The organism is Rhizobium sp. BK650 (assembly GCF_014195325.1).
Classification (GTDB): domain Bacteria; phylum Pseudomonadota; class Alphaproteobacteria; order Rhizobiales; family Rhizobiaceae; genus Rhizobium.
Genome location: NZ_JACIBK010000001.1, coordinates 814,842 through 833,007, shown reverse-complemented (window position 1 = coordinate 833,007; position 18,166 = coordinate 814,842). Strand labels below are relative to the sequence as shown.

Here is an 18,166-nt window from a genome sequence, read left to right as displayed (position 1 = left end):
GATACCGAGGTCCCCCGCATGGCTCTGAAAGTCCTTTTCATCGGCGGCACCGGCCAGATTTCCTATCCCTGCGTCGAACGCGCCGTTGCGCAGGGCCATGATGTCAGCGTCTTCAACCGCGGCCTGAGAGGCGACCCCCTGCCCGCCGGCGTCACCTCGATCGTCGGCGAACTCGGATCGGCCGCCTATGCCGATCTCGCCAGGGCCAATTATGATGTCGTCGCCCAGTTCATCGCCTTCACGCCGGATCAGATCGCGCGTGATATCGAGATCTTCTCGGGCCATTGCGGCCAGTACATCTTCATCTCGTCGGCTTCGGTCTATGAAAAGCCGGCCCGCCATTACGTGATCACCGAGGAAACGCCGGCAATCAACCCCTACTGGCCCTACAGCCAGGCCAAGATCGCCTGCGAGGCGCTGTTGAAGAAGGCCGACAACCTCGCCTGGACGATCGTGCGTCCCAGTCACACGGTTCGCACCGGCCTGCCGATCATGATGGGCGACAGCGATGTCATGGCGCGGAGGATGCTGGACGGCGAACCGACCATCGTCGCCGGGGACGGCCACACGCCCTGGACGCTGACGCGCTCGGTGGATTTTGCCGTACCCTTCGTCGGCCTGTTCGGCAAGCAGAAGGCGCTGCAGGACATCTTCCATATCACCAACGACCACGCCCATATCTGGGACGATATCCAGAAGGCGATCGGCCGATTGCTCGGCGTCGAAGCCCGGATCGTCCACGTGCCGACAGATACGCTGGTAAAATACAATCCGGAATGGATCGGCCCGCTGACCGGCGACAAGGCCTGGACGGCGCTCTTCGACAATTCCAAGGTTAAGAGCGTTGCCGGCGACTTCACCTGCGCCGACAGTCTGGATGATATCCTGGCCGAGCCGATCATGCACCTCAAGCAGCGTTTCGCCAAAGGCCGCCCGCCGAAGGGCGAGTTCGATGCCTTGATCGACCGCATCTGCGCCGAACAGAGTGCGCTGGGCTGACTGCTCCCCTCAAGCCCGGCGCCGATGGGTAAGCGACGGGCATCAATCAAACCTCGAATGCGCGAAGGCATTTCATGACCTCGCGCAGCCCCTTTGTCAGATGTTTGTCGCGGCGGATGACCATCCCGAGCTGGCGCACGAGCGGCGGCTGAACGGGTGACGTGACGAACCGGGCTCGGTCGCGCTTCAAGGCAAGCCCCGGCAGTACCGACCATCCGAGCCCGGCGGCGATCAGTTCCTTGATAGCCTCGACACTGCCGAACTCCATCGTCGGCTGGCTCTTGATCCCCGCGGCCTCAAACCATTCGTCGGTGACGCGCCGCGTATTGCCGCCCTCATAGAGCATCATGATCTTGTCCTTGAAGAAGTCGGGCGTCGGACCGCCATCCGGCATCATGCTTCCCTTCGGCGCCACGGCGACGAGCTCGTCCTCGTAGAAAGCCTCGATCTCGATGGAGCGGCCAGACGCCGGCAGCGTGACGACGGCGATATCGAGGGCATTGGTTTCAAGATCACGCACCATCTCATCGGTATTGCCGACACGCACGACGATCTCCAGACCCGGCATCCGCTTCTTGGCGGCGGCGATTGCCCGCGGCAGCAGATGGATCGAGGCGGTGCCGCCGCTGCCGATCCGCACGCGCCCCACCGCGCCCTGCCTGTAGGGCGCCATCGCTTCCTCGGCCGACAGGCATTCGCCGAGAATCCGGCGCGCATGCGCAAGCAATTCGACGCCCGCCGCCGATGGTTGCGCCCGACGGCCGACACGCTCGATCAGCCGAACCCCCATCCGCTGTTCCAGAAGCTTCACCTGCAGACTGACCGCAGGCTGCGTCAACCCTGCTCTTTCGGCCGCTGCGGTAAAGCTGCCGAGATCGACGACGCTGACGAAGGCGGCGAGCTGGTCAAGGTTCAACATCAGAAGAATTCCTTATGGATTGCATAAAAACCATAAGCTTCATTAGGAGCGCACACCAGTCCATTTTGAGGCCTCCAAGACGAATGCCGGAGATGCCCGATGATATCAGATGCAGAACTGCCAACGACAAGGGACCGCGCCCAGAGCGGCAGCATTGCGCGGCGCTGCCTGATGCGCCTCACCCTGTATTTCAGCAAGCGCCGCGAGCGGCTGGCACTCTCCGATCTCTCCGAGGATCAGCTCCGCGATATCGGCGTCAGCCCTTCCGAGGCAAGGACCGAGGTCAGCAGGTCATGGTTCTGGGGATAACGGGGTCGGAGCTTAAATGCCGCGCCGGGACTGGCGAAAACCGGTTCGCCGCTTATGTCACTGCGGAGGGAACGAAACAGCAAAGGACCGCGCAATGGCAATCGCAAAGAACACGATCTGCGTCTGGTATGACAAGCACGCCGAGGAAGCCGCCCGCTTTTACGCCGAGACCTTTCCGGACAGCAGCGTCGGCGCCATTCACCGCGCACCCGGCGACTATCCGGCCGGTCAGCAGGGAGACGTTCTGGTCGTCCATTTCACGGTCTGCGGCGTTGCCTGTATCGGCCTGAATGGCGGCCCTCAGATCAAGCACAATGAAGCCTTCTCCTTCCAGATCTCCACGGAAACTCAGGAAGAGACCGATCGCTACTGGAACGCGATCGTCGACAATGGTGGCGAGGAAAGCGAATGCGGCTGGTGCAAGGACAAATGGGGCGTCTCCTGGCAGATCACCCCAAGGGTCCTGATGGAAGCGCTTAGCGCCGGCGGTCCTGCGGCAAAACGCGCCTTCGACGCAATGATGACGATGCGAAAGATCGATGTCGCAGCGATCGAAGCGGCCCGCCGCGGCTGAGGCAGCGGATCCTTGCAATAGATCACGACACTGGGGCGGTCGATCGGTCTACCTCCCTGAAACAGCCGGGCCTGCTCCACAGGGACCGGCTTTTCGAATGGGCTGGCAATTCTTCAAACTTCGTCGATCTCCGCGTTTTCAAAGTTAATGGCAGAACGAAATTAGATTTTGCCGACCGGCGCTACTCCTGATAGTTTGAGCAACAGATAGCCGCTTCGAACATAGTCTCATCGGCATGCTCAGCTTGATCTCTCGCTAGCGGCACCCCGAGAATGGCCGCGGCTGGTGGCAGCTGCCGTCGCTTCAAGACGAGCGAATCCTGCTCGGCGCCCGGCACCTTCCGCAAAATCCCGAAATCTTCCCCACCCTTCGCAAAGGAGTATCCCGATGGCCAATGCCAGATGCAGCTGCGGTGCGCTTGGATTGACGCTGCCGGATGAACCAAAGGCAGTGATCGCCTGTCACTGCATCGAATGCCAGAGGCGAACAGGCGCCCCCTTCGGCGCCGGCGCCTTCTATCCCGTCGAAGCCGTCGCCATCTCGGGAACGGCCAGGCAATACACGCGCGATGCGGCAAGCGGCGGAAAGGTGCATTCCTATTTCTGCCCGGACTGCGGCTCGTCGATCTATTGGAAGGCCGAAAACCTGCCCTCCATGATCGGCGTGGCGCTCGGAGCCTTAACCGAGACCAGCCACCTCCCCGCTCCCGCTAAATCGATCTTCGAGCGATCTAAACATCATTGGGTTCAGATCGACAGCGCCGGCGAGCATTTTCATGAGGGCAGCATTGTCAGGCACGCAGGTTGAATGCCCCCTGAATCTCCTGCTTCATTCTTGTCCGCTGCGGAGTGGCCTGTACCTCACAGGTCGCGGTAGAGGCCAATATCACCGCTTCGCGGACAGATCACTTATCGAGGGCGGTCTTCAGAAGCTCCCGCTAGCTCGTAGCGGGCCCGGCTCAGGCTGACCAGACTTGCAATCGCCGCGCAGCCGGCGGAGATGGCCACTGCAAATTCGGGTGCGGCCGAGAGCGGCAGCGTTGCGAAGATGAGTGACATCGAGATTCCGCCAAGCGTCTGGCCGAGAAGCCGCGCAGTGCCCTGCACCGCGCCTGCCGCGCCGCTTCTGGCTTTCGGCGCCGACAGAAGCAGGATGCGGTTGTTCGGCGTCTGGAACAGTCCGAAACCCAGGCCGGCGATGACAGTGCCAGCCACAAAAGCGATGCCTCTTGGATCGGACGGACTGAGAACGGCCACAAGCAGGCCGCCGCTCAGCAGCGCGCCGCCCGTGGCGCAAAGCCATGCCGTCTTGACGCGGTTTGCCAGACGTCCCGAAACCGGCGCGATGACCGCGGTCGCAACAGGCCAGGGCATCATGTAGAGACCGGCGAGAACCGGCGTCATGTGCAACCTGTGTTGAAGATAGAACGGCAGCGCGATGTAGCTCAGCATCTGGCCGCAGAAGCAGGATATCGAGGCGATGACCGCGACGCGGAATGCCGGTGTCGCCAGAAGATCCGTCGGAATGATCGGAGCAGTGCTACCGCGTTCCAGGCGCAGCAGGATGACAAGGCAGACTATCGAGGCGGCGATGAGGAGCGTGCCATTGGCCGGCGCATTGGCGATCTGGTCGGCACCGTAGAAGAAGAGGATGAACATCAGCGTGTTGGCCAGCAAGGCCTTGGCGTTCAGCTTCCGGTTCGTGCCCTGCATTTTTCCCAGCACGCCCCCGCTGAGCAGGACAATGATGCCAAGCGGTATATTGACCGCAAACAGCCACGGCCAGGTCGTGACCGAAAGGATCGCGCCGGCAATGCCGGGGCCGGCAGCCGAAGAAATGGCGATGACCATGGCATTGATGCCGATGATCGGACCGAGCATGTGCTGCGGCAAGGCTGAGCGCAGATTCATCATGGCAAGCGCCATGATGGCGCCCGCGCCGAGACCCTGCGCGAAACGGGCAAGGATCAGCAGCGAGAGGTCGCCCGCGAAGGCGCAGGCAGCCGAAGCCGCCGTGAACAGCGCGACACCGATCAGAAAGACCCGCCGCGCACCGTAGATTTCCCCGAGCGCGCCACACGGAAGCAGGGCGACCAGCACCGCCAGCTGATAAGCCGAGACGACCCATACGGTGTTGCCGGCTTCGGCCTGCAGCGAGAGCGCAATCGAGGGCAAGGCGACGTTGGCGATGGCTCCGTCCAGGACGACGAGAACGATTGTCGCAAGTATGAGTGCGATGGCCAGATACCGTCGCGGCGTTGCCAAGCCGTCCTGAGAGATGGGTGCGGTGGAAACAAGGGACATTGAGAAACTCCCAATAATTATCGGACGGCCGAATAATTAGGTCCAACCCGGCGACCGCGCCAGACGCAACGGAATCAACCAACTGTTGCGCAAAACGCCATACCTCGATAAAGGAAGGTCATGTCCGATCTCGATCTCAACCTTCTGGTGGCGCTGGATGCGCTGCTGCGCGAGAGAAGCGTATCTGGCGCCGCGCGTCGGCTCGGCCTCAGCACATCCGCCATGAGCCGGACGCTGTCACGCTTGAGGATCGCCCTCGGCGACCCGATCCTCGTGCCTGCCGGGCGCGGCATGATCGCCACTCCTCATGCCCTAGCGATTGCCGAGGATGTGCATTCGCTGAAAGATGCCGTGAAAGCGGTGCTCAGTCCCCCATCGTCAGTGGAAATCGGCGAGGTGAAGCGTGATTTCACGATCCGTGCCAATGAGGCATTCGTGCTAATCTTTGCCGCGCGCCTGAGCGCCGCCGTCGCGAATGCGGCGCCAGGGATAAGGCTTCGGTTTGCGCCGAGATCGGACAAGGATGTTCAATCCCTGAGAGACGCAGCCGTGGATCTGGATATCGGCGTCCTGCCGACGAACAGCGGGGAACTGCGTTGTCAGACCCTATTTGCAGATCGATATGTCGGTCTCGCGAGGATAGGACACCCGATTTTCGATACGGATAAGATCACGGTCGAGACCTATGCCGCCTGCGGCCACGTCCTCTTCTCACCGCAGGCGGATTATGCCGGCCCTGTTGACAGGGCGCTCGCCGAACTCGGCATTTACCGCAATGTCAGACTGATCGTCCCGAGCTTTCCGGCTGTCATCGCAGTTGCCGCGGCATCCGATCTGATCGGCGCAATTCCCAACTCCTATCGCAAATCCGTCGCGACAGATCAGATCAGGGCATTCGACCTGCCGGTCGCCGTGCCGGGTTTCGACATCGTCCAGGCATGGCACCCTCGAATGGATGCAGATCCTGTCCATCGCTGGCTGAGGGCGCTGATTTTTGAGACGTTCAAATCGATGAACTGAGCCACATTCGATCGCAGAACGGCCGCTATGGCTGGTGGCCTGACCGCATAACCAAGCGCCGGCGCCTCCCTTCAGCGGAGATTTCCAAAATTTCTAGTTGAGATTGCAGCCGGAAGGTGATTCCATACTGTACCGCGTAGCCGTGTTCCGCCGCCCTTCCCGATATTCGATCCGAGAGGCTCACGTCGATCATGTCGATTTCAGATGCGATCTACCGTCCCTTCGAAACGCTGATCCGGCCGCTTGATATACCCTACCGGCCGCTGCCGTCGAAGGGGCCGGTCACCGTGCTCCTGCACTTCATCTCGATGTTTCGCGGCGTGCTGATTGCGTTGGCGCTTTCCTCGATGGCATTCGAGGCCGTCAACCTGACAATCGTCTGGGGGCTTTCGGTCATCGTCGATGGTGTGACACAGCAAGGTGCTGCCGCCTTCCTGCATCACGAATGGCCATTGCTCACCATCCTCGGCCTGCTGATTTTCCCTGTCATGCCGATCCTTTCCTTCATGCTGAACACGCTCCAGTCCCATACTTTGGGGGTCGGCATGCCAGCTGCCATTCAGTGGCAAGGTCATAAGGCGGTGGAACGGCAAGACCTCGCCTTCTTCCACGATCTCTATGCCGGACAGGTCGCCTCGCGCCTGCAGCAGGTCTCCTCCGCCGTCCAGTCGCAGATCAGCGCCGCCTTCCAGACCGTTCCGCGCTTCCTGCTGCAGCTGGTGGGCTCGGTGATCCTGTTAAGCGCACTCGCCTGGCAGCTTGCCGTGCCTGTCGTCATCTGGATTCTTCTCAATGTCGCATTCACGGTCAGGATCGTGCCGATCTTTGCCGAGCGCGCGCGCCGCACCGCCAAGCAGCGCAGCCTGGTCGCCGGCGCGATCACCGATCTCTACACCAACATGCAGATGATCAAACAATTCGCTGCTGAAGACAGCGAGGCTGGCGCCATCCGCCGCATCATCGAGAAGAACGTGCGCACGCAGCACAGCGAACAGCGCATCTACCGCAGCTCGGAACTCACAGTCGTTGTGCTGAACACGCTGTTGTGGCTGAGCATGCTGTCGATCGGCTTTTCCGGCCTCCTCTACGGCTTTCTCTCGATCGGCGAATTCGTCGGCGCCGTCTATATTCTCAACCGGCTGTCGACGCAGATCTTCACTTTCCTGCAGATGGGCCAGGCGATCTTCCAAGCGATCGGCACGATAAAGGATGCGATGCCGGTCATGACGACGCCGCCCACCATCGTCGACAGACCGGACGCGACGGAGCTCGCCGTGCCATCAGGCGAAATCCGCTTCGACAACGTCCACTTCGCTTACAAGTCCGGGAAGTCGGTCATCGACAACCTGTCTTTGACCGTACGCCCGGGCGAAAAAGTCGGCCTCGTCGGCCTGTCAGGCGCGGGCAAGACGACGCTCGCCAACCTGCTCTTGCGCTTCTACGACATCAAGGAGGGGGCGATCCTAATCGACAACAAGGATATCCGCACCGTCACCCAGTCCAGCCTGCGCCGCGCCATCGGCGTCATCGCCCAAGACGTCGCGCTGCTGCATCGCTCGGTCGGCGACAACATCCGCTACGGCCGGCCGGAGGCGACACAGGAAGAGATCGAGAACGTGGCGAAGATGGCGAGCGCAGACGTCTTCATCGCCGATCTCGCTGACAGCGAAGGCCGCAAGGGCTACGAAGCCTTCGTCGGCGACCGCGGCATCAAGCTTTCGGGCGGCCAGCGCCAGCGTGTGGCGATCGCCCGGGTGCTTCTCAAGAACGCGCCGATCCTGGTACTCGACGAGGCAACGTCGGCCCTCGACAGCGAATCCGAAGCCGCCATCCAGGAACGGCTGAACCTGGTGATGGAAGGAAAAACCGTCATCGCCATCGCCCACCGCCTTTCCACGATTTCCAGCATGGATCGCATCGTCGTGCTCGACCATGGCCGCATCGTCGAGGAAGGCCGGCCGGAAGAGCTGATAGCAAGCGACGGACTGTTCGCGCGCCTGTGGCGGCGGCAGACGGGCGGGTTTATTCCGGAGGAAATTGATGAGTTGGGTACAGGGTAAGGAAAACGACCAAGGTGCGTGCCCGTGGCCCCCTCATCCGCCCTTCGGGCACCTTCTCCCCGCAGGGGAGAAGGGGGGAATCGAAACGCTGCGACGACACCCCTTCTCCCCCAACGGGGAGAAGGTGGCCCGAAGGGACGGATGAGGGGGCTCCAAGCTCACACCTCGCGCATTTCCAGTTCGATGGACTAGAAAACATTGAGACCACGGCATCATCTGCTGATCTTCGCTCAGGGAGAGCGCATGGTCGGTTCCGGTACATGACGACAGGCCCATTCGAACGCTTCGTCGATGGCCGCAAACTTGACCGCCTGCCAGTGCCGGTAGTCACGGATGAGCTCTGCCCCAAGCCAGAAATCAGCGCTGTCGCTGGAGAGGTCCCATCCACAAGCATCGACCAACTGAGCGCGATCGAAAAGGCGCCGCGCATGAGTCCGAGAGATGGCGTAGCGCTTGAAGAATTCTCCGATGCGCAAAGGACCAATCGACATCCGCGGCTCCAACTCCTTTTCCGGCGGCAATCGAGACATCAGATCGTGCAGGATGTTGCTGCCGGAAGCAGTTCGAACGAAAGCGTCGACGGTCTGGGTAGGACTGGCCCAGCCTGGATCGTGAAAGAGGCTCTGGGCCATTCTTGGCTGCGCATACCAAAGCAGGCGCGGATCGGCCGATGACTGCGAGAATCGTGTGCCTCCATCGAGCATGTCGAGTGATTTCAGATGTTCATCGAACCATTCGCGGATCAAGATTTCCGCAGTTTCGGAAATTCTGAGCTGGCGAACGCGCCTGTCCCCGCTTTCATTGGTATCGACGAGGAGGCCGTAATTGCGCATCTCCGCGAGATGCGCAAACGCCGTGTTCTTGGAGGCAACCTTACTTTCAGTGATGAGGGCGTTGAGCTTGGCGGCCGTCAGGCCCGGATGAGACGGTGACGTGACGCGTTGAAAATGAAACGCCAGAATGGACTGCGTCAGCAGCCATCGCTTCATGTCCGCGGTATAGCGCACGATACGAGGCGCGGCATCGTGCATTGCGATAAGCTTCAGCGCAGCATCCTTCAAAGCGAAGGGATAGAGGCGATTTTCCACAATGGCTTCGACGGTCAAAACCTTCGCTTCATCCGGAGGAAAGCGCAATGCAGTTGATACGGAAGTCAACGGGTCTCTCCAGGCAAGTTTGAATTGGGCAAGCTGCAGCCTGAGCGATCTGCACTATGTCTCTTAAAATAGAATTGCAGCGGGCCGAAAGCCTCGCAAAACCCTGAGCCAGAGCTTGGTCGCTGAGATCGCAAAGCGGTCCTGCACCACACCGCAGCAATTCGACGATCAAGCATCCGATGCTGGTCGTCCGAAAAGGCCTTGAGCTATATTTTCCAGTTCGATTGGCTTTTCGCAGAGAATATAGCCACCGAACCTCCCGGGAATGACGGATGGATCGTAAGCGGTGGCGAACACGAACGGGATGCCGAGCTCCTCGAGGCGTTCCGCCACGGGAAATACCATCGTGTCGGACAAGAAAACATCGAGGATGGCGGCATCGATCTGCTGATCTTCGATGAGGGCGAGCGCATGATCGACGCGTGGTGTCGGACCGATGACGATTGCGCCGAGCTTGGTAAGCTCTTTACGCGCATCCTCTGCGAGCAAAAACTCATCTTCTACAACGAGAACTCGCTTTCCGGCAAAAAGGGAACTGTGGGGAAAGCTGGATTTCAACGGCTCACTCCACCTGTTGCTAATTGAGCGGGAAAGAGAGGTTGACCGTTAAACCACCGGAATCGAAATTTGTTTCCACCTGCCCTCCGAGCCGGTAGCCGATTTCGCCCTGCATCAGCGACATTCCGAATCCGTCCGCTTGCGGTTTTTTGACGGCCGGGCCGCCGCGCTCGCTCCAGCCGAGGATGAAAGAATGGTTTTCGAGCTGCCATCGGACATCGATACGGCCCTCGCCATTGCTCAAGGCCCCGTATTTGGCGGCGTTGGTCGCAAGCTCGTGGATGACCATCCCGAGCGCAAGTCCCCGCTGCGGGTTGAGCTTATATTCCGGACCGTCGAGCGCAATGCGCTCCGCCCCGAATGGCGTCAGCTCCTGGGCTATCAGCTCCTTAACTGAGGCTTCTTTCCAATGTTCGCGTGAAAGCAGGCCGTAGGCCCGCGACATGGCCTTCAAACGGCCGACGAACGCTGCGTGAAACGCCTCCGGCGAGGCAGAAGATTCCAGCGTCTGGGTGGCGATGCTGATCGTCACCGCGAGCATGTTCTTGACGCGATGATTGAGCTCCGAGATCAGCACCTTCTGGTGCTGTTCGGCTTCGGCCAGCGTGGTGACGTCGATGAGCGTGACGATCACACCGTCGATCCTGTTATTGTCGCCCCGATACGGAAGGAGGCGGGCCAGAAAATGACGCCCCTGCTCGTCGCGCGGAAGGTGGCGATCCCGGCTTTGACCGGAAGCGAAAACCTCGGCAATATGGTCGTTCAGCTCGGGATAGTCGATATCGCTGGAGAGTTCTGTCAGCGGTCGGCCGACATCGGATGCACGCAGCTTGAAGAAATTCGATGCCGTCGGCGTGAAATTGCGGATGACCAGATTGCGGTCGAGGAAAATCGTCGCGATCTCAGTGGCGTCGAAGAGGTTTTTCAGGTCGTTGTTGGCCCGGTCCAGCTCCTCGACCTTGCTGTTGAGCTCCGCATTAATCGTGTTGAGCTCTTCGTTGAGAGACTGCATCTCCTCCTTGGAAGCCTCGAGTTCCTCGTTGGAGGATTGGGCCTCTTCGTTGACCGATACCAGTTCCTCGTTCGATGACTTCAGCTCTTCGAGCGCCGTCTCATATTCCTCGATGGTCGATTGCAGACGCTCGCGCGTGTCGCGCAGTTCCCTCTCGAGGTCCGCGGTCCCTTCCACGTTTCGCTGGGCGCGCTCGGCTTCCGAGCGCGCCTGTGACGGTCCGACGGTTTGAAACAGAACAACATAGAGCGCTTCGCCTGATCCGCGATTGCCGAGCGGCTCGACCGCCACAGATACGACCTGGACGCGGCCGTCATCGTCGTCAACGACGATATTGTCCTTGGTGACACGCTGTCTTGATGATGCGCACTCGCGCAGGGCGGCCCGGAGATCGAGCCGCAGATCCCGCCTCGCCATATTGATCAGCTGTCGGCTCGGCGCGCCCTGCGGCACCTCCAGAAACTTGCTCGTGCGCCCGGACGAATAGACGACATCACCATCCGCATTCACGACAACATGAGCGGGGGCAAATGATTCCAGCACCTGCGCCTCGACCGCCTGCCGCAATTGCACGCCGCCAAAGCCGCGTGAATCGATTTTTGCAGATGCCGGGAAAGGCGTATAGCGTTCGTCCCCCATCAGGATCGGAAGACGGTGTGCGTTGGCATGTTCCCGCGCCTGGAAGATGCGGTTCTTCTTGTCGACGGTGGTGAAGAGATCGCCGTGCTGCCCGATCCCCTCGGAAGTACCGAGAAAGAGATAACCGCCGGGTTTCAGCGCATAGTGGAACGTGGGGACGACCCGGTTCTGTATCTCCTGCCCGAGATAGATCAGCAGGTTGCGGCAGGACACGAGGTCCATGCGGGAAAAGGGCGGATCGCGGATGACACTGTGCGGCGAGAAGATGCACAGCTCGCGGATGCTGCTGCTGACGACGAAACTGGCCCCGTCGCTGCTGAAGAATTTTTTCTTGCGTGTGCTTGAAACGCCCTCCAGCAGCGCCTCCGGATAACGCGCGGTCCTGGCTATCTGCAGCGCAGGTTCATCGATATCGGTTGCAAATATCTGCACTCTCGGTACCTGCGACAGTCTCTCCATATGCTCGCGCATGAGAATGGCGATCGAGTAGACTTCCTCCCCCGTTGCGCAGCCCGGAACCCAGACACGCAAGGTATCGGTCGCGTTTCTGCCGGCAAACAATTGCGGGATGACAGTGGTTTCAAGCACAGAGAATGCATCAGTGTCGCGGAAAAAATTGGTTACGTTGATCAACAGGTCGCTGAAAAGCCTCGAAACCTCGTCGGGATCCTGCTCCAGCGAATCGACATAGGCCTCGATTGTCTTCAACTGCCGGACCTGCATGCGCCGACGCACCCGTCGCAGAAATGTCTTGGTCTTGTACCCGGAAAAATCATGGCCGGACTGATTGCGAAGGATCGCATAGATACGCTCGCGGGCCCTTTCGAGATCGCTTGCCTTGTCCTGTTCGTCAGTTCCTCCGATATGGGAAAGAGACGCAAAGCTGCGCGCGAAGGCCACCAGCTTTTCACCCATCTGCTCAGACGGCAGGGCGAGATCGATAAGACCGCTGGCAATCGCGCTTTGCGGCATATCCGGATTGCGCGGACCCGACCCGTCGGCAGTCTGCGCCAGCGTCAGCCCTCCCCGCTCCTTGATTGCCTTGGCGCCGAGCGTCCCGTCGCCGTCCCCGCCTGACAGGATGACGCCGACGGCAAATTCGCCCTGGTCTTTCGCAAGCTCGCCGAAGAAGACATCGATAGGCTTGCGCTCCATCGAATGGATGTCCATCGGCTTGACCGAAAGCACGCCGTCATGAAGGCCCAGCACCACATTTTCCGGCATGACATAGATTGTGTCGGGAACCACGCTAACCTTGTCGGCGGCGAGCACCACCTTCATATCGGTATAGCGGGCGATGACTTCGTGCAGGCGGCTCTGGCGTCCCGGATTCAAATGGGTCACAACCACGAACGCCATGCCGCAGGGCTCCGGCAAGCCCTGGAAGAAACCTTCCATAGCGGGGATTCCGCCCGCCGAAGCGCCGATGCCGACGATCGGGAATCTCGGATTTGCCTGTACCATGTCACCGCTCCTCAAGACCGAAGATCGCGGCCCTTAGACTCAGGTAAAATTTAGGGAGGAGAGCCCTATTTGGCAATTTCCATTTACTCGCAGGACTTCCGCCATATTTCCGTTCTGGAGCCGTTATGAGATGGAGCGCTCAGGTGGAAAAAGCGCTGGGCCACGTACTTGTTGTCGAAGACGAATATCTGATAGCGGTCGATCTTGCGGAAGCGCTCGAACGGCATGGTGCAACCATTCTTGGTCCGTTTTCAAGCGTCGCGCATGCCACCGCAGCGATCGACAATGCGTCTAAACTCGACGGCGCGGTGATCGATATCAACCTCGGAGGCGAGTTGAGTTTTCCCATCGCCGCGCTTCTGCGGCAAAAGCGCATTCCCTTCATATTTACCAGCGGCTACGACCGCGTCGTCATCCCTCCGTCCCTCTCCCAGGTGCCGCTGGTGTCAAAGCCTGCCGATTCCCGCGAAATAGCCGCATTGCTCTTAAGCCTCCTCGGTAAAGGACATCAGGAGCTTCAATGACCACCGGCACCGGCCACGCAACTCCGGCCTGCAGAAAACCTAAGCCAGAGGCTTCGTCGCACAGATCGCAAACCGATCCTGCACCATCCGCTCCAGCCCGCGCAGGAAAGGCATCTTGCGCGCCTGCGCCCAATGAATATCCGAGAGCTTGCGGTCGACGACGATATTGTCGAAGCCCGCCTGGCGCAGCAGTTCGACGATCGCTTCGGCCGGCATCTGGTCCGAGAAATAGACGCGCGAGCGGATGGCCTGATGGCGGGCCATCATCTCGGGCCTCATGTGGCTTGCCGGCGCTTTGCCGGTCAGCCTCGTCCAGAGCTTCTGCAGACCCTTGACCCAGGTCTCCTTGCCCATATTGCCGTCGACGATCAGCACCTTGCCGCCGGGTTTCAGCACGGAGAACCATTCGCGGAAGGCCGACGGCGGATCGACCAGCGTCCAGACGAGGTGCCGATTGGTGATCACGTCATAGCTCTCCTTCGGCTCCATGGTGTTTTCCGCGTCACCCGAGACGAAGCGGATATCGGTGCCGCGCTTCTTTGCCTTGGCCCGCGCCTGCGCCAGCATCGCATCCGACCAGTCGAGCCCCGTCACCTTGAAGCCCGCGCCATGCATGAGATGGGAAATGACAGCCGTGCCGCAGGCAAGGTCGAGCGCCGCCCGCCCCTCTCCCTCGCCGAGATGCTTGCGGATCAGGCGCTGCCAGCCCTTTCGCTCGGCTTCGGAAAAGATTTCGTGGCCGACGCTCTCGTCGAACGTCGCTGCCCTTTCCGACCAGAAATCCCGGATTTCATCGCGAATGGAGTAATTCGTGTTCATCGTATTCATCGTCTTCACCCGGCGCCGGCTTCACTTTGGAAAAGCTCTAAAACATAAAACTTGATTCCAAAACTCAGTTTTTCTATGCCTCGGGAAATAACCGAGGACGGAGAGAGTTTCCAGATGAATTTTATGAAATTGCTTGCACTGGTCGCGGCCGCCGTTGCGATACTGCTGCCGTTCTCGGTCTTTGCCGACCCTTTCACCATCAAGGATGTCGCCGGCCGCGAAGTCACCTTCGACAAGCCGGTCGAACGCGTGATCCTCGGCGAAGGCCGCATGCTCTATGCCGTTGCCCCTATCGAGAAGGACGATCCTTTCGCCAAGATCGTCGGCTGGCGCAACGACCTCTGGACGACAGACAAGGATGGCTTCAATGCCTATGTCGAGAAATTCCCAAAGGCCAAGGACCTGCCTTTCCTCGGCAACCTGACGGACGGCACGCTGCAGACGGAGACCGTCGTCGCCCTTCACCCCGACGTCATGCTGCTGCCGATCGGCAACAAGAAGGCCGCCGACGAGGTGAAGCTCGAGGACATGCTGGACAAGATCGGCGTGAAGATCGTCTATATCGATTTCCGCGAACATATCCTTGCCAATACCGAGCCGAGCCTGAAGATCCTCGGCAAGATCTTCGGCCATGAAGACCGCGCCGAGGCCGTCGCCGCTTACTGGAAAGAGCAGATGGCGCGCGTCACCGACAAGCTTAAGGAAGCCGAACCGAAGAAGCCCAACGTCTTCATGTATCGCGCCGCCGGCCTCGTCGAATGCTGCGGCACCTTCGGCCCCGACAATTTCGGCCTGATGGTCGATTGGGCCGGTGGCCACAATCTCGGCTCCGATTTCCTGCCCGGCTATACCGGCTCGATCAATGCCGAACAGGTCATCGCCTCCAATCCTGACGTCGTCGTCGTGACCGGCTCGAACTGGAGCCAGACCACGGACGCCAAGGACTACGTCAATGTCGGCCCGACCGCTGCCGCCACCATCGACGACAGCCGCAAGGCGCTCGATGCGTTGATGCAGAACCCGGCCTTTACCGGCTCCAAGGCTGTTGGCGGCGGCAATGTCCACGCGATCTGGCACCAGTTCTATACGAGCCCCTATCAGTTCGTCGCCGTTCAGCAGATGGCCAAGTGGTTCCATCCGGACCTCTTTGCCGATCTCGATCCGGATGCGACCTTCAAGGAATTCCACGAGAAGTTCCTGCCGGTTCCCTATCAGCCGGGTTACTGGGTCGACGCCAAGGCCGGAAAGTAAGGCCAATGGCAGAGATCGCCGCTATGCCGATCGAAGCCGAAGCAGGCAGGGCGCGTTACCGCGCCCTCGCCCGCCGCAAGCTTTTGATCCTCGTTGCCATGACGGCAGCGCTCTGCCTGTCCTTCGCCGTCGATCTCGCCTGGGGACCGGCCCGCTACGGCCTCGATGAGGTCGTGGCAGCCCTGCTCGATCCGGGCTCCGTCTCGGCGCAGCTCCGCGCCGTCGTCTGGGATATCCGCATGCCGGTCGCCGTCATGGCGATCGTCGTCGGCGCCTCGCTCTCGGTCGCCGGCGCCCAGATGCAGACGATCCTCGCCAATCCGCTCGCAAGTCCCTTCACGCTCGGCATTTCGGCGGCAGCAAGCTTCGGCGCGGCGCTTGCCATCGTCACAAGCGTGCCGATCCTGCCGGTTGCGGCGGGATTATTGGTGCCGGTCAACGCCTTCGTCATGGCACTTGTCGCAACCCTCTTCATCCACTTCATCTCACAGGCGCGCGGCGTTTCGGTACAGACGGTCGTGCTGCTCGGCATCGCCCTCGTCTTCACCTTCAACGCGGCTCTCGCCTTCCTGCAATATCTCGCCTCCGAACAGGCGCTGTCAGCCGTCGTCTTCTGGACCATGGGCAGCCTGACCAAGGCCACCTGGCCGAAGATCTGGATCACGCTTGCCGTATTGCTGATTTCCTTGCCGCTCTTTGCCCGCCACGCCTGGGCGCTGACGGCGATCCGTCTCGGCGAAGACAAGGCGGCAAGCTTCGGCGTCAATGTGCGCCGCGTCCGGCTGGAAACGATGCTGATCATCTCGCTGCTGTCAGCCGTTCCCGTCAGCTTCGTCGGCACGATCGGCTTCGTCGGCCTTGTCGGCCCGCATATCGCCCGCATGATCCTCGGCGAAGATCAGCGCTTCTTCCTGCCCGGCTCGATCCTCTCGGGCGCGCTGCTGCTGTCGCTGACCTCAGTCATCTCTAAGTCAATCATTCCGGGCGTCGTCTTCCCGATCGGCATCATCACGGCGCTCGTCGGCGTGCCCTTCTTCTTCTCCCTCATCCTCTCAAACAGGAGCCGCTCATGGTAGCGCTTCAATTGCAGTCGGTCGGCGCCTATCACGGCCGCAAGCTCTTCGTCGAAGGCATATCGACGCCGAAGCTGGCTGCCGGCGAACTCGTCGCCGTCATCGGCCCGAATGCCGCCGGCAAGTCGACGCTCTTCAAGCGCATCACCGGCCTCCTGAAAGGCCCGGGAAAGGTGCTGGTCGAGGGCTCAAAGACCAAAAATGCCATCAGTTACATGCCGCAGGATACCTCGGCCAATGCCGTGCTGACGGTCTATGAATCCATCCTGCTTGCCCGCAAGCAGGGCCAGTCCTGGGGCGTCGGCGATGAGGATCTGAGGCTGATCGACGACATCATGAAGGCGCTGAATATCGAGGCGATCGCCTTCCGCGATCTCGGCGCGCTGTCCGGCGGCCAGCGCCAGCTCGTCTCCATCGCCCAGGCGCTGGTGCGCGAGCCCGAAATCATGCTGATGGACGAGCCGACCAGCGCGCTCGATCTTCATCGCCAGGTGGAAGTCTTGGATTTCATGCAGCGACAGGCCCGCAAGCGCGGCATGATCGTGCTGATCGCCATCCACGACCTGAACCAGGCGCTCCGTTTCGCCGACAAGGTATTGATCATCCAGAACGGCCGCATGCGCGCCTGCGGCAAGCCGCGCGAGGTCGTTACCGTCGACATGCTGCGCGAGGTCTACAAGATCCACGCCCGCATCGAGAAATGCTCAAGGGACCACGACCACGTCATCGTCGACGGCATGGCGCATTAAAGGCGCGCGGAAAACCGGCGCGCCCTACCTCAAACTGCTGCTGACACCAAACCCCTACCGGCCACGCGGGATCGTCTGATCCTGTTTCATCGCGTCTACATCCTGAGCCCGACGAAGCTCGCGCTCGGCATATTCGCGGGATTCATCCACCGTGCGGTGATGCCCGGTCGGCAGGATATCGTCACGCAGTTCCGGATCGAGCAGCGGTTCCTCATGGAGATCGTAACCACGAGTCTTATACCGCGATGCCGCCAGAGCTTCATTCGACTTGCTGATATCCCAGCCTTCAGCCCGCCAGAGATCGGCACGCTCGTCCATGTCGATGGAGCCTTCATCGTCGAGAATGTCGTGGGCGATGCCATAGGTCGCATCGTCGACTTCGACGGAGATCAGAAAGCCGCCCCGGCGCAGACCTTCGGCATAAACCGAACGGTCTTCGTCAGGGAAAAGCCAATCCTCGAGCTTCGACCAGAAACCACTGCGGTCGTCGCCGGCAACGCCGGCCTTGTCGCCATCCGCTTCATATCCCGGCATCATCCTGACGCTGGTGATGCCCAAATTTCTCAGCCGGTCGACAGCATTCTCGGCATCGTCACGGCTGTCGAAGAAAGCGGTCAACGTATGGCGGCCCTCGCCGCCTGAGAATTCGGGGGCGCTGTCATTATGGAGATTGCTCATTGGGGTTCCTCCTCCGGGACTTTCCTCTCCGCAAACGGGCGAAGAAGCG

Annotated in this window: 17 protein-coding genes; 11 read left to right on the top strand and 6 right to left on the bottom strand. The window is 60.5% G+C overall.

The window, feature by feature from the left end; all coding sequences use genetic code 11:
* The first annotated feature begins 18 nt into the window (after window positions 1–18).
* Window positions 19–999, top strand: a complete 981-nt coding sequence (locus tag FHX15_RS04050) for an SDR family oxidoreductase (protein ID WP_184393865.1) — start codon at window positions 19–21, stop codon at window positions 997–999.
* A gap of 46 nt (window positions 1,000–1,045) precedes the next feature.
* Here FHX15_RS04050 and FHX15_RS04045 read toward each other — a convergent pair whose 3' ends face one another.
* On the bottom strand, window positions 1,046–1,918 hold the full coding sequence (locus FHX15_RS04045; RefSeq protein WP_184393863.1) for a LysR family transcriptional regulator: 873 nt from the start codon (window positions 1,916–1,918) through the stop codon (window positions 1,046–1,048).
* A gap of 99 nt (window positions 1,919–2,017) precedes the next feature.
* Here FHX15_RS04045 and FHX15_RS04040 point away from each other — a divergent pair, with 99 nt between their 5' ends.
* The 3 genes from FHX15_RS04040 to FHX15_RS04030 all read left to right on the top strand — a co-directional run bounded on the left by FHX15_RS04040 (window position 2,018) and on the right by FHX15_RS04030 (window position 3,608).
* Window positions 2,018–2,227, top strand: a complete 210-nt coding sequence (locus FHX15_RS04040) for a DUF1127 domain-containing protein (protein ID WP_184393861.1) — start codon at window positions 2,018–2,020, stop codon at window positions 2,225–2,227.
* 100 nt (window positions 2,228–2,327) lie between these two features.
* Window positions 2,328–2,801 (top strand): VOC family protein, encoded by a 474-nt coding sequence (locus FHX15_RS04035; protein WP_184394033.1) that lies wholly within the window; start codon window positions 2,328–2,330, stop codon window positions 2,799–2,801.
* A 387-nt stretch (window positions 2,802–3,188) separates the two neighbouring features.
* The gene (locus FHX15_RS04030) at window positions 3,189–3,608 is read left to right on the top strand and encodes a GFA family protein (protein WP_184393859.1); all 420 of its coding nucleotides are present in this window, start codon (window positions 3,189–3,191) and stop codon (window positions 3,606–3,608) included.
* A 101-nt stretch (window positions 3,609–3,709) separates the two neighbouring features.
* Here the strand turns inward: FHX15_RS04030 and FHX15_RS04025 are convergent, their stop codons facing one another.
* Complete coding sequence (locus FHX15_RS04025) at window positions 3,710–5,104, bottom strand: MFS transporter (protein WP_184393858.1); 1,395 nt, start codon at window positions 5,102–5,104, stop codon at window positions 3,710–3,712.
* Between the two features lie 120 nt (window positions 5,105–5,224).
* Between FHX15_RS04025 and FHX15_RS04020 the strand changes: the two genes are divergently transcribed.
* Window positions 5,225–6,124, top strand: a complete 900-nt coding sequence (locus FHX15_RS04020; protein WP_184393856.1) for a LysR family transcriptional regulator — start codon at window positions 5,225–5,227, stop codon at window positions 6,122–6,124.
* A gap of 191 nt (window positions 6,125–6,315) precedes the next feature.
* Window positions 6,316–8,184 (top strand): ABC transporter ATP-binding protein, encoded by a 1,869-nt coding sequence (locus tag FHX15_RS04015; RefSeq protein ID WP_184393854.1) that lies wholly within the window; start codon window positions 6,316–6,318, stop codon window positions 8,182–8,184.
* Window positions 8,185–8,414: 230 nt separating this feature from the next.
* Here FHX15_RS04015 and FHX15_RS04010 read toward each other — a convergent pair whose 3' ends face one another.
* Window positions 8,415–9,341: a hypothetical protein gene (locus FHX15_RS04010; protein ID WP_184393852.1), complete on the bottom strand. Its 927-nt coding sequence runs from the start codon at window positions 9,339–9,341 to the stop codon at window positions 8,415–8,417.
* Between the two features lie 201 nt (window positions 9,342–9,542).
* Here FHX15_RS04010 and FHX15_RS31535 point away from each other — a divergent pair, with 201 nt between their 5' ends.
* The gene (locus FHX15_RS31535; RefSeq protein ID WP_184393851.1) at window positions 9,543–9,926 is read left to right on the top strand and encodes a hypothetical protein; all 384 of its coding nucleotides are present in this window, start codon (window positions 9,543–9,545) and stop codon (window positions 9,924–9,926) included.
* On the opposite strand, the gene FHX15_RS04000 is transcribed toward FHX15_RS31535, so the two are convergent.
* Window positions 9,919–13,014, bottom strand: a complete 3,096-nt coding sequence (locus FHX15_RS04000; protein ID WP_184393849.1) for a CheR family methyltransferase — start codon at window positions 13,012–13,014, stop codon at window positions 9,919–9,921. The genes FHX15_RS31535 and FHX15_RS04000 overlap by 8 nt on opposite strands.
* A gap of 143 nt (window positions 13,015–13,157) precedes the next feature.
* Here FHX15_RS04000 and FHX15_RS03995 point away from each other — a divergent pair, with 143 nt between their 5' ends.
* Window positions 13,158–13,538: a response regulator gene (locus FHX15_RS03995; RefSeq protein WP_184393847.1), complete on the top strand. Its 381-nt coding sequence runs from the start codon at window positions 13,158–13,160 to the stop codon at window positions 13,536–13,538.
* 39 nt (window positions 13,539–13,577) lie between these two features.
* On the opposite strand, the gene FHX15_RS03990 is transcribed toward FHX15_RS03995, so the two are convergent.
* Window positions 13,578–14,366: a class I SAM-dependent methyltransferase gene (locus FHX15_RS03990; protein ID WP_184393845.1), complete on the bottom strand. Its 789-nt coding sequence runs from the start codon at window positions 14,364–14,366 to the stop codon at window positions 13,578–13,580.
* 114 nt (window positions 14,367–14,480) lie between these two features.
* Between FHX15_RS03990 and FHX15_RS03985 the strand changes: the two genes are divergently transcribed.
* Genes FHX15_RS03985 through FHX15_RS03975 form a run of 3 tightly spaced genes read left to right on the top strand, consistent with a single transcriptional unit; the run spans window position 14,481 to window position 17,439 of the window.
* On the top strand, window positions 14,481–15,617 hold the full coding sequence (locus FHX15_RS03985; protein ID WP_184393843.1) for an ABC transporter substrate-binding protein: 1,137 nt from the start codon (window positions 14,481–14,483) through the stop codon (window positions 15,615–15,617).
* A 5-nt stretch (window positions 15,618–15,622) separates the two neighbouring features.
* On the top strand, window positions 15,623–16,693 hold the full coding sequence (locus FHX15_RS03980; protein WP_184393841.1) for a FecCD family ABC transporter permease: 1,071 nt from the start codon (window positions 15,623–15,625) through the stop codon (window positions 16,691–16,693).
* Window positions 16,687–17,439 carry an ABC transporter ATP-binding protein gene (locus FHX15_RS03975; protein ID WP_184393839.1) on the top strand — a complete coding sequence of 251 codons (753 nt, stop codon included), beginning with the start codon at window positions 16,687–16,689 and terminating at the stop codon, window positions 17,437–17,439. The genes FHX15_RS03980 and FHX15_RS03975 overlap by 7 nt, the downstream gene beginning before the upstream one ends.
* 54 nt (window positions 17,440–17,493) lie before the next feature.
* On the opposite strand, the gene FHX15_RS03970 is transcribed toward FHX15_RS03975, so the two are convergent.
* Window positions 17,494–18,117: a hypothetical protein gene (locus FHX15_RS03970; protein ID WP_184393837.1), complete on the bottom strand. Its 624-nt coding sequence runs from the start codon at window positions 18,115–18,117 to the stop codon at window positions 17,494–17,496.
* Between the last annotated feature and the right edge of the window lie 49 nt (window positions 18,118–18,166).

What these genes read in the sequence shown, in the direction of transcription:
- FHX15_RS04050 (WP_184393865.1), top strand. Translation starts at nt 19, where the DNA reads ATGGCTCTGAAAGTCCTTTTCATCGGCGGCACCGGCCAGATTTCCTAT.
- FHX15_RS04045 (WP_184393863.1), bottom strand. Translation starts at nt 1,918, where the DNA reads ATGTTGAACCTTGACCAGCTCGCCGCCTTCGTCAGCGTCGTCGATCTC.
- FHX15_RS04040 (WP_184393861.1), top strand. Translation starts at nt 2,018, where the DNA reads ATGATATCAGATGCAGAACTGCCAACGACAAGGGACCGCGCCCAGAGC.
- FHX15_RS04030 (WP_184393859.1), top strand. Translation starts at nt 3,189, where the DNA reads ATGGCCAATGCCAGATGCAGCTGCGGTGCGCTTGGATTGACGCTGCCG.
- FHX15_RS04025 (WP_184393858.1), bottom strand. Translation starts at nt 5,104, where the DNA reads ATGTCCCTTGTTTCCACCGCACCCATCTCTCAGGACGGCTTGGCAACG.
- FHX15_RS04020 (WP_184393856.1), top strand. Translation starts at nt 5,225, where the DNA reads ATGTCCGATCTCGATCTCAACCTTCTGGTGGCGCTGGATGCGCTGCTG.
- FHX15_RS04015 (WP_184393854.1), top strand. Translation starts at nt 6,316, where the DNA reads ATGTCGATTTCAGATGCGATCTACCGTCCCTTCGAAACGCTGATCCGG.
- FHX15_RS04000 (WP_184393849.1), bottom strand. Translation starts at nt 13,014, where the DNA reads ATGGTACAGGCAAATCCGAGATTCCCGATCGTCGGCATCGGCGCTTCG.
- FHX15_RS03990 (WP_184393845.1), bottom strand. Translation starts at nt 14,366, where the DNA reads ATGAATACGATGAACACGAATTACTCCATTCGCGATGAAATCCGGGAT.
- FHX15_RS03985 (WP_184393843.1), top strand. Translation starts at nt 14,481, where the DNA reads ATGAATTTTATGAAATTGCTTGCACTGGTCGCGGCCGCCGTTGCGATA.
- FHX15_RS03980 (WP_184393841.1), top strand. Translation starts at nt 15,623, where the DNA reads ATGGCAGAGATCGCCGCTATGCCGATCGAAGCCGAAGCAGGCAGGGCG.
- FHX15_RS03975 (WP_184393839.1), top strand. Translation starts at nt 16,687, where the DNA reads ATGGTAGCGCTTCAATTGCAGTCGGTCGGCGCCTATCACGGCCGCAAG.
- FHX15_RS03970 (WP_184393837.1), bottom strand. Translation starts at nt 18,117, where the DNA reads ATGAGCAATCTCCATAATGACAGCGCCCCCGAATTCTCAGGCGGCGAG.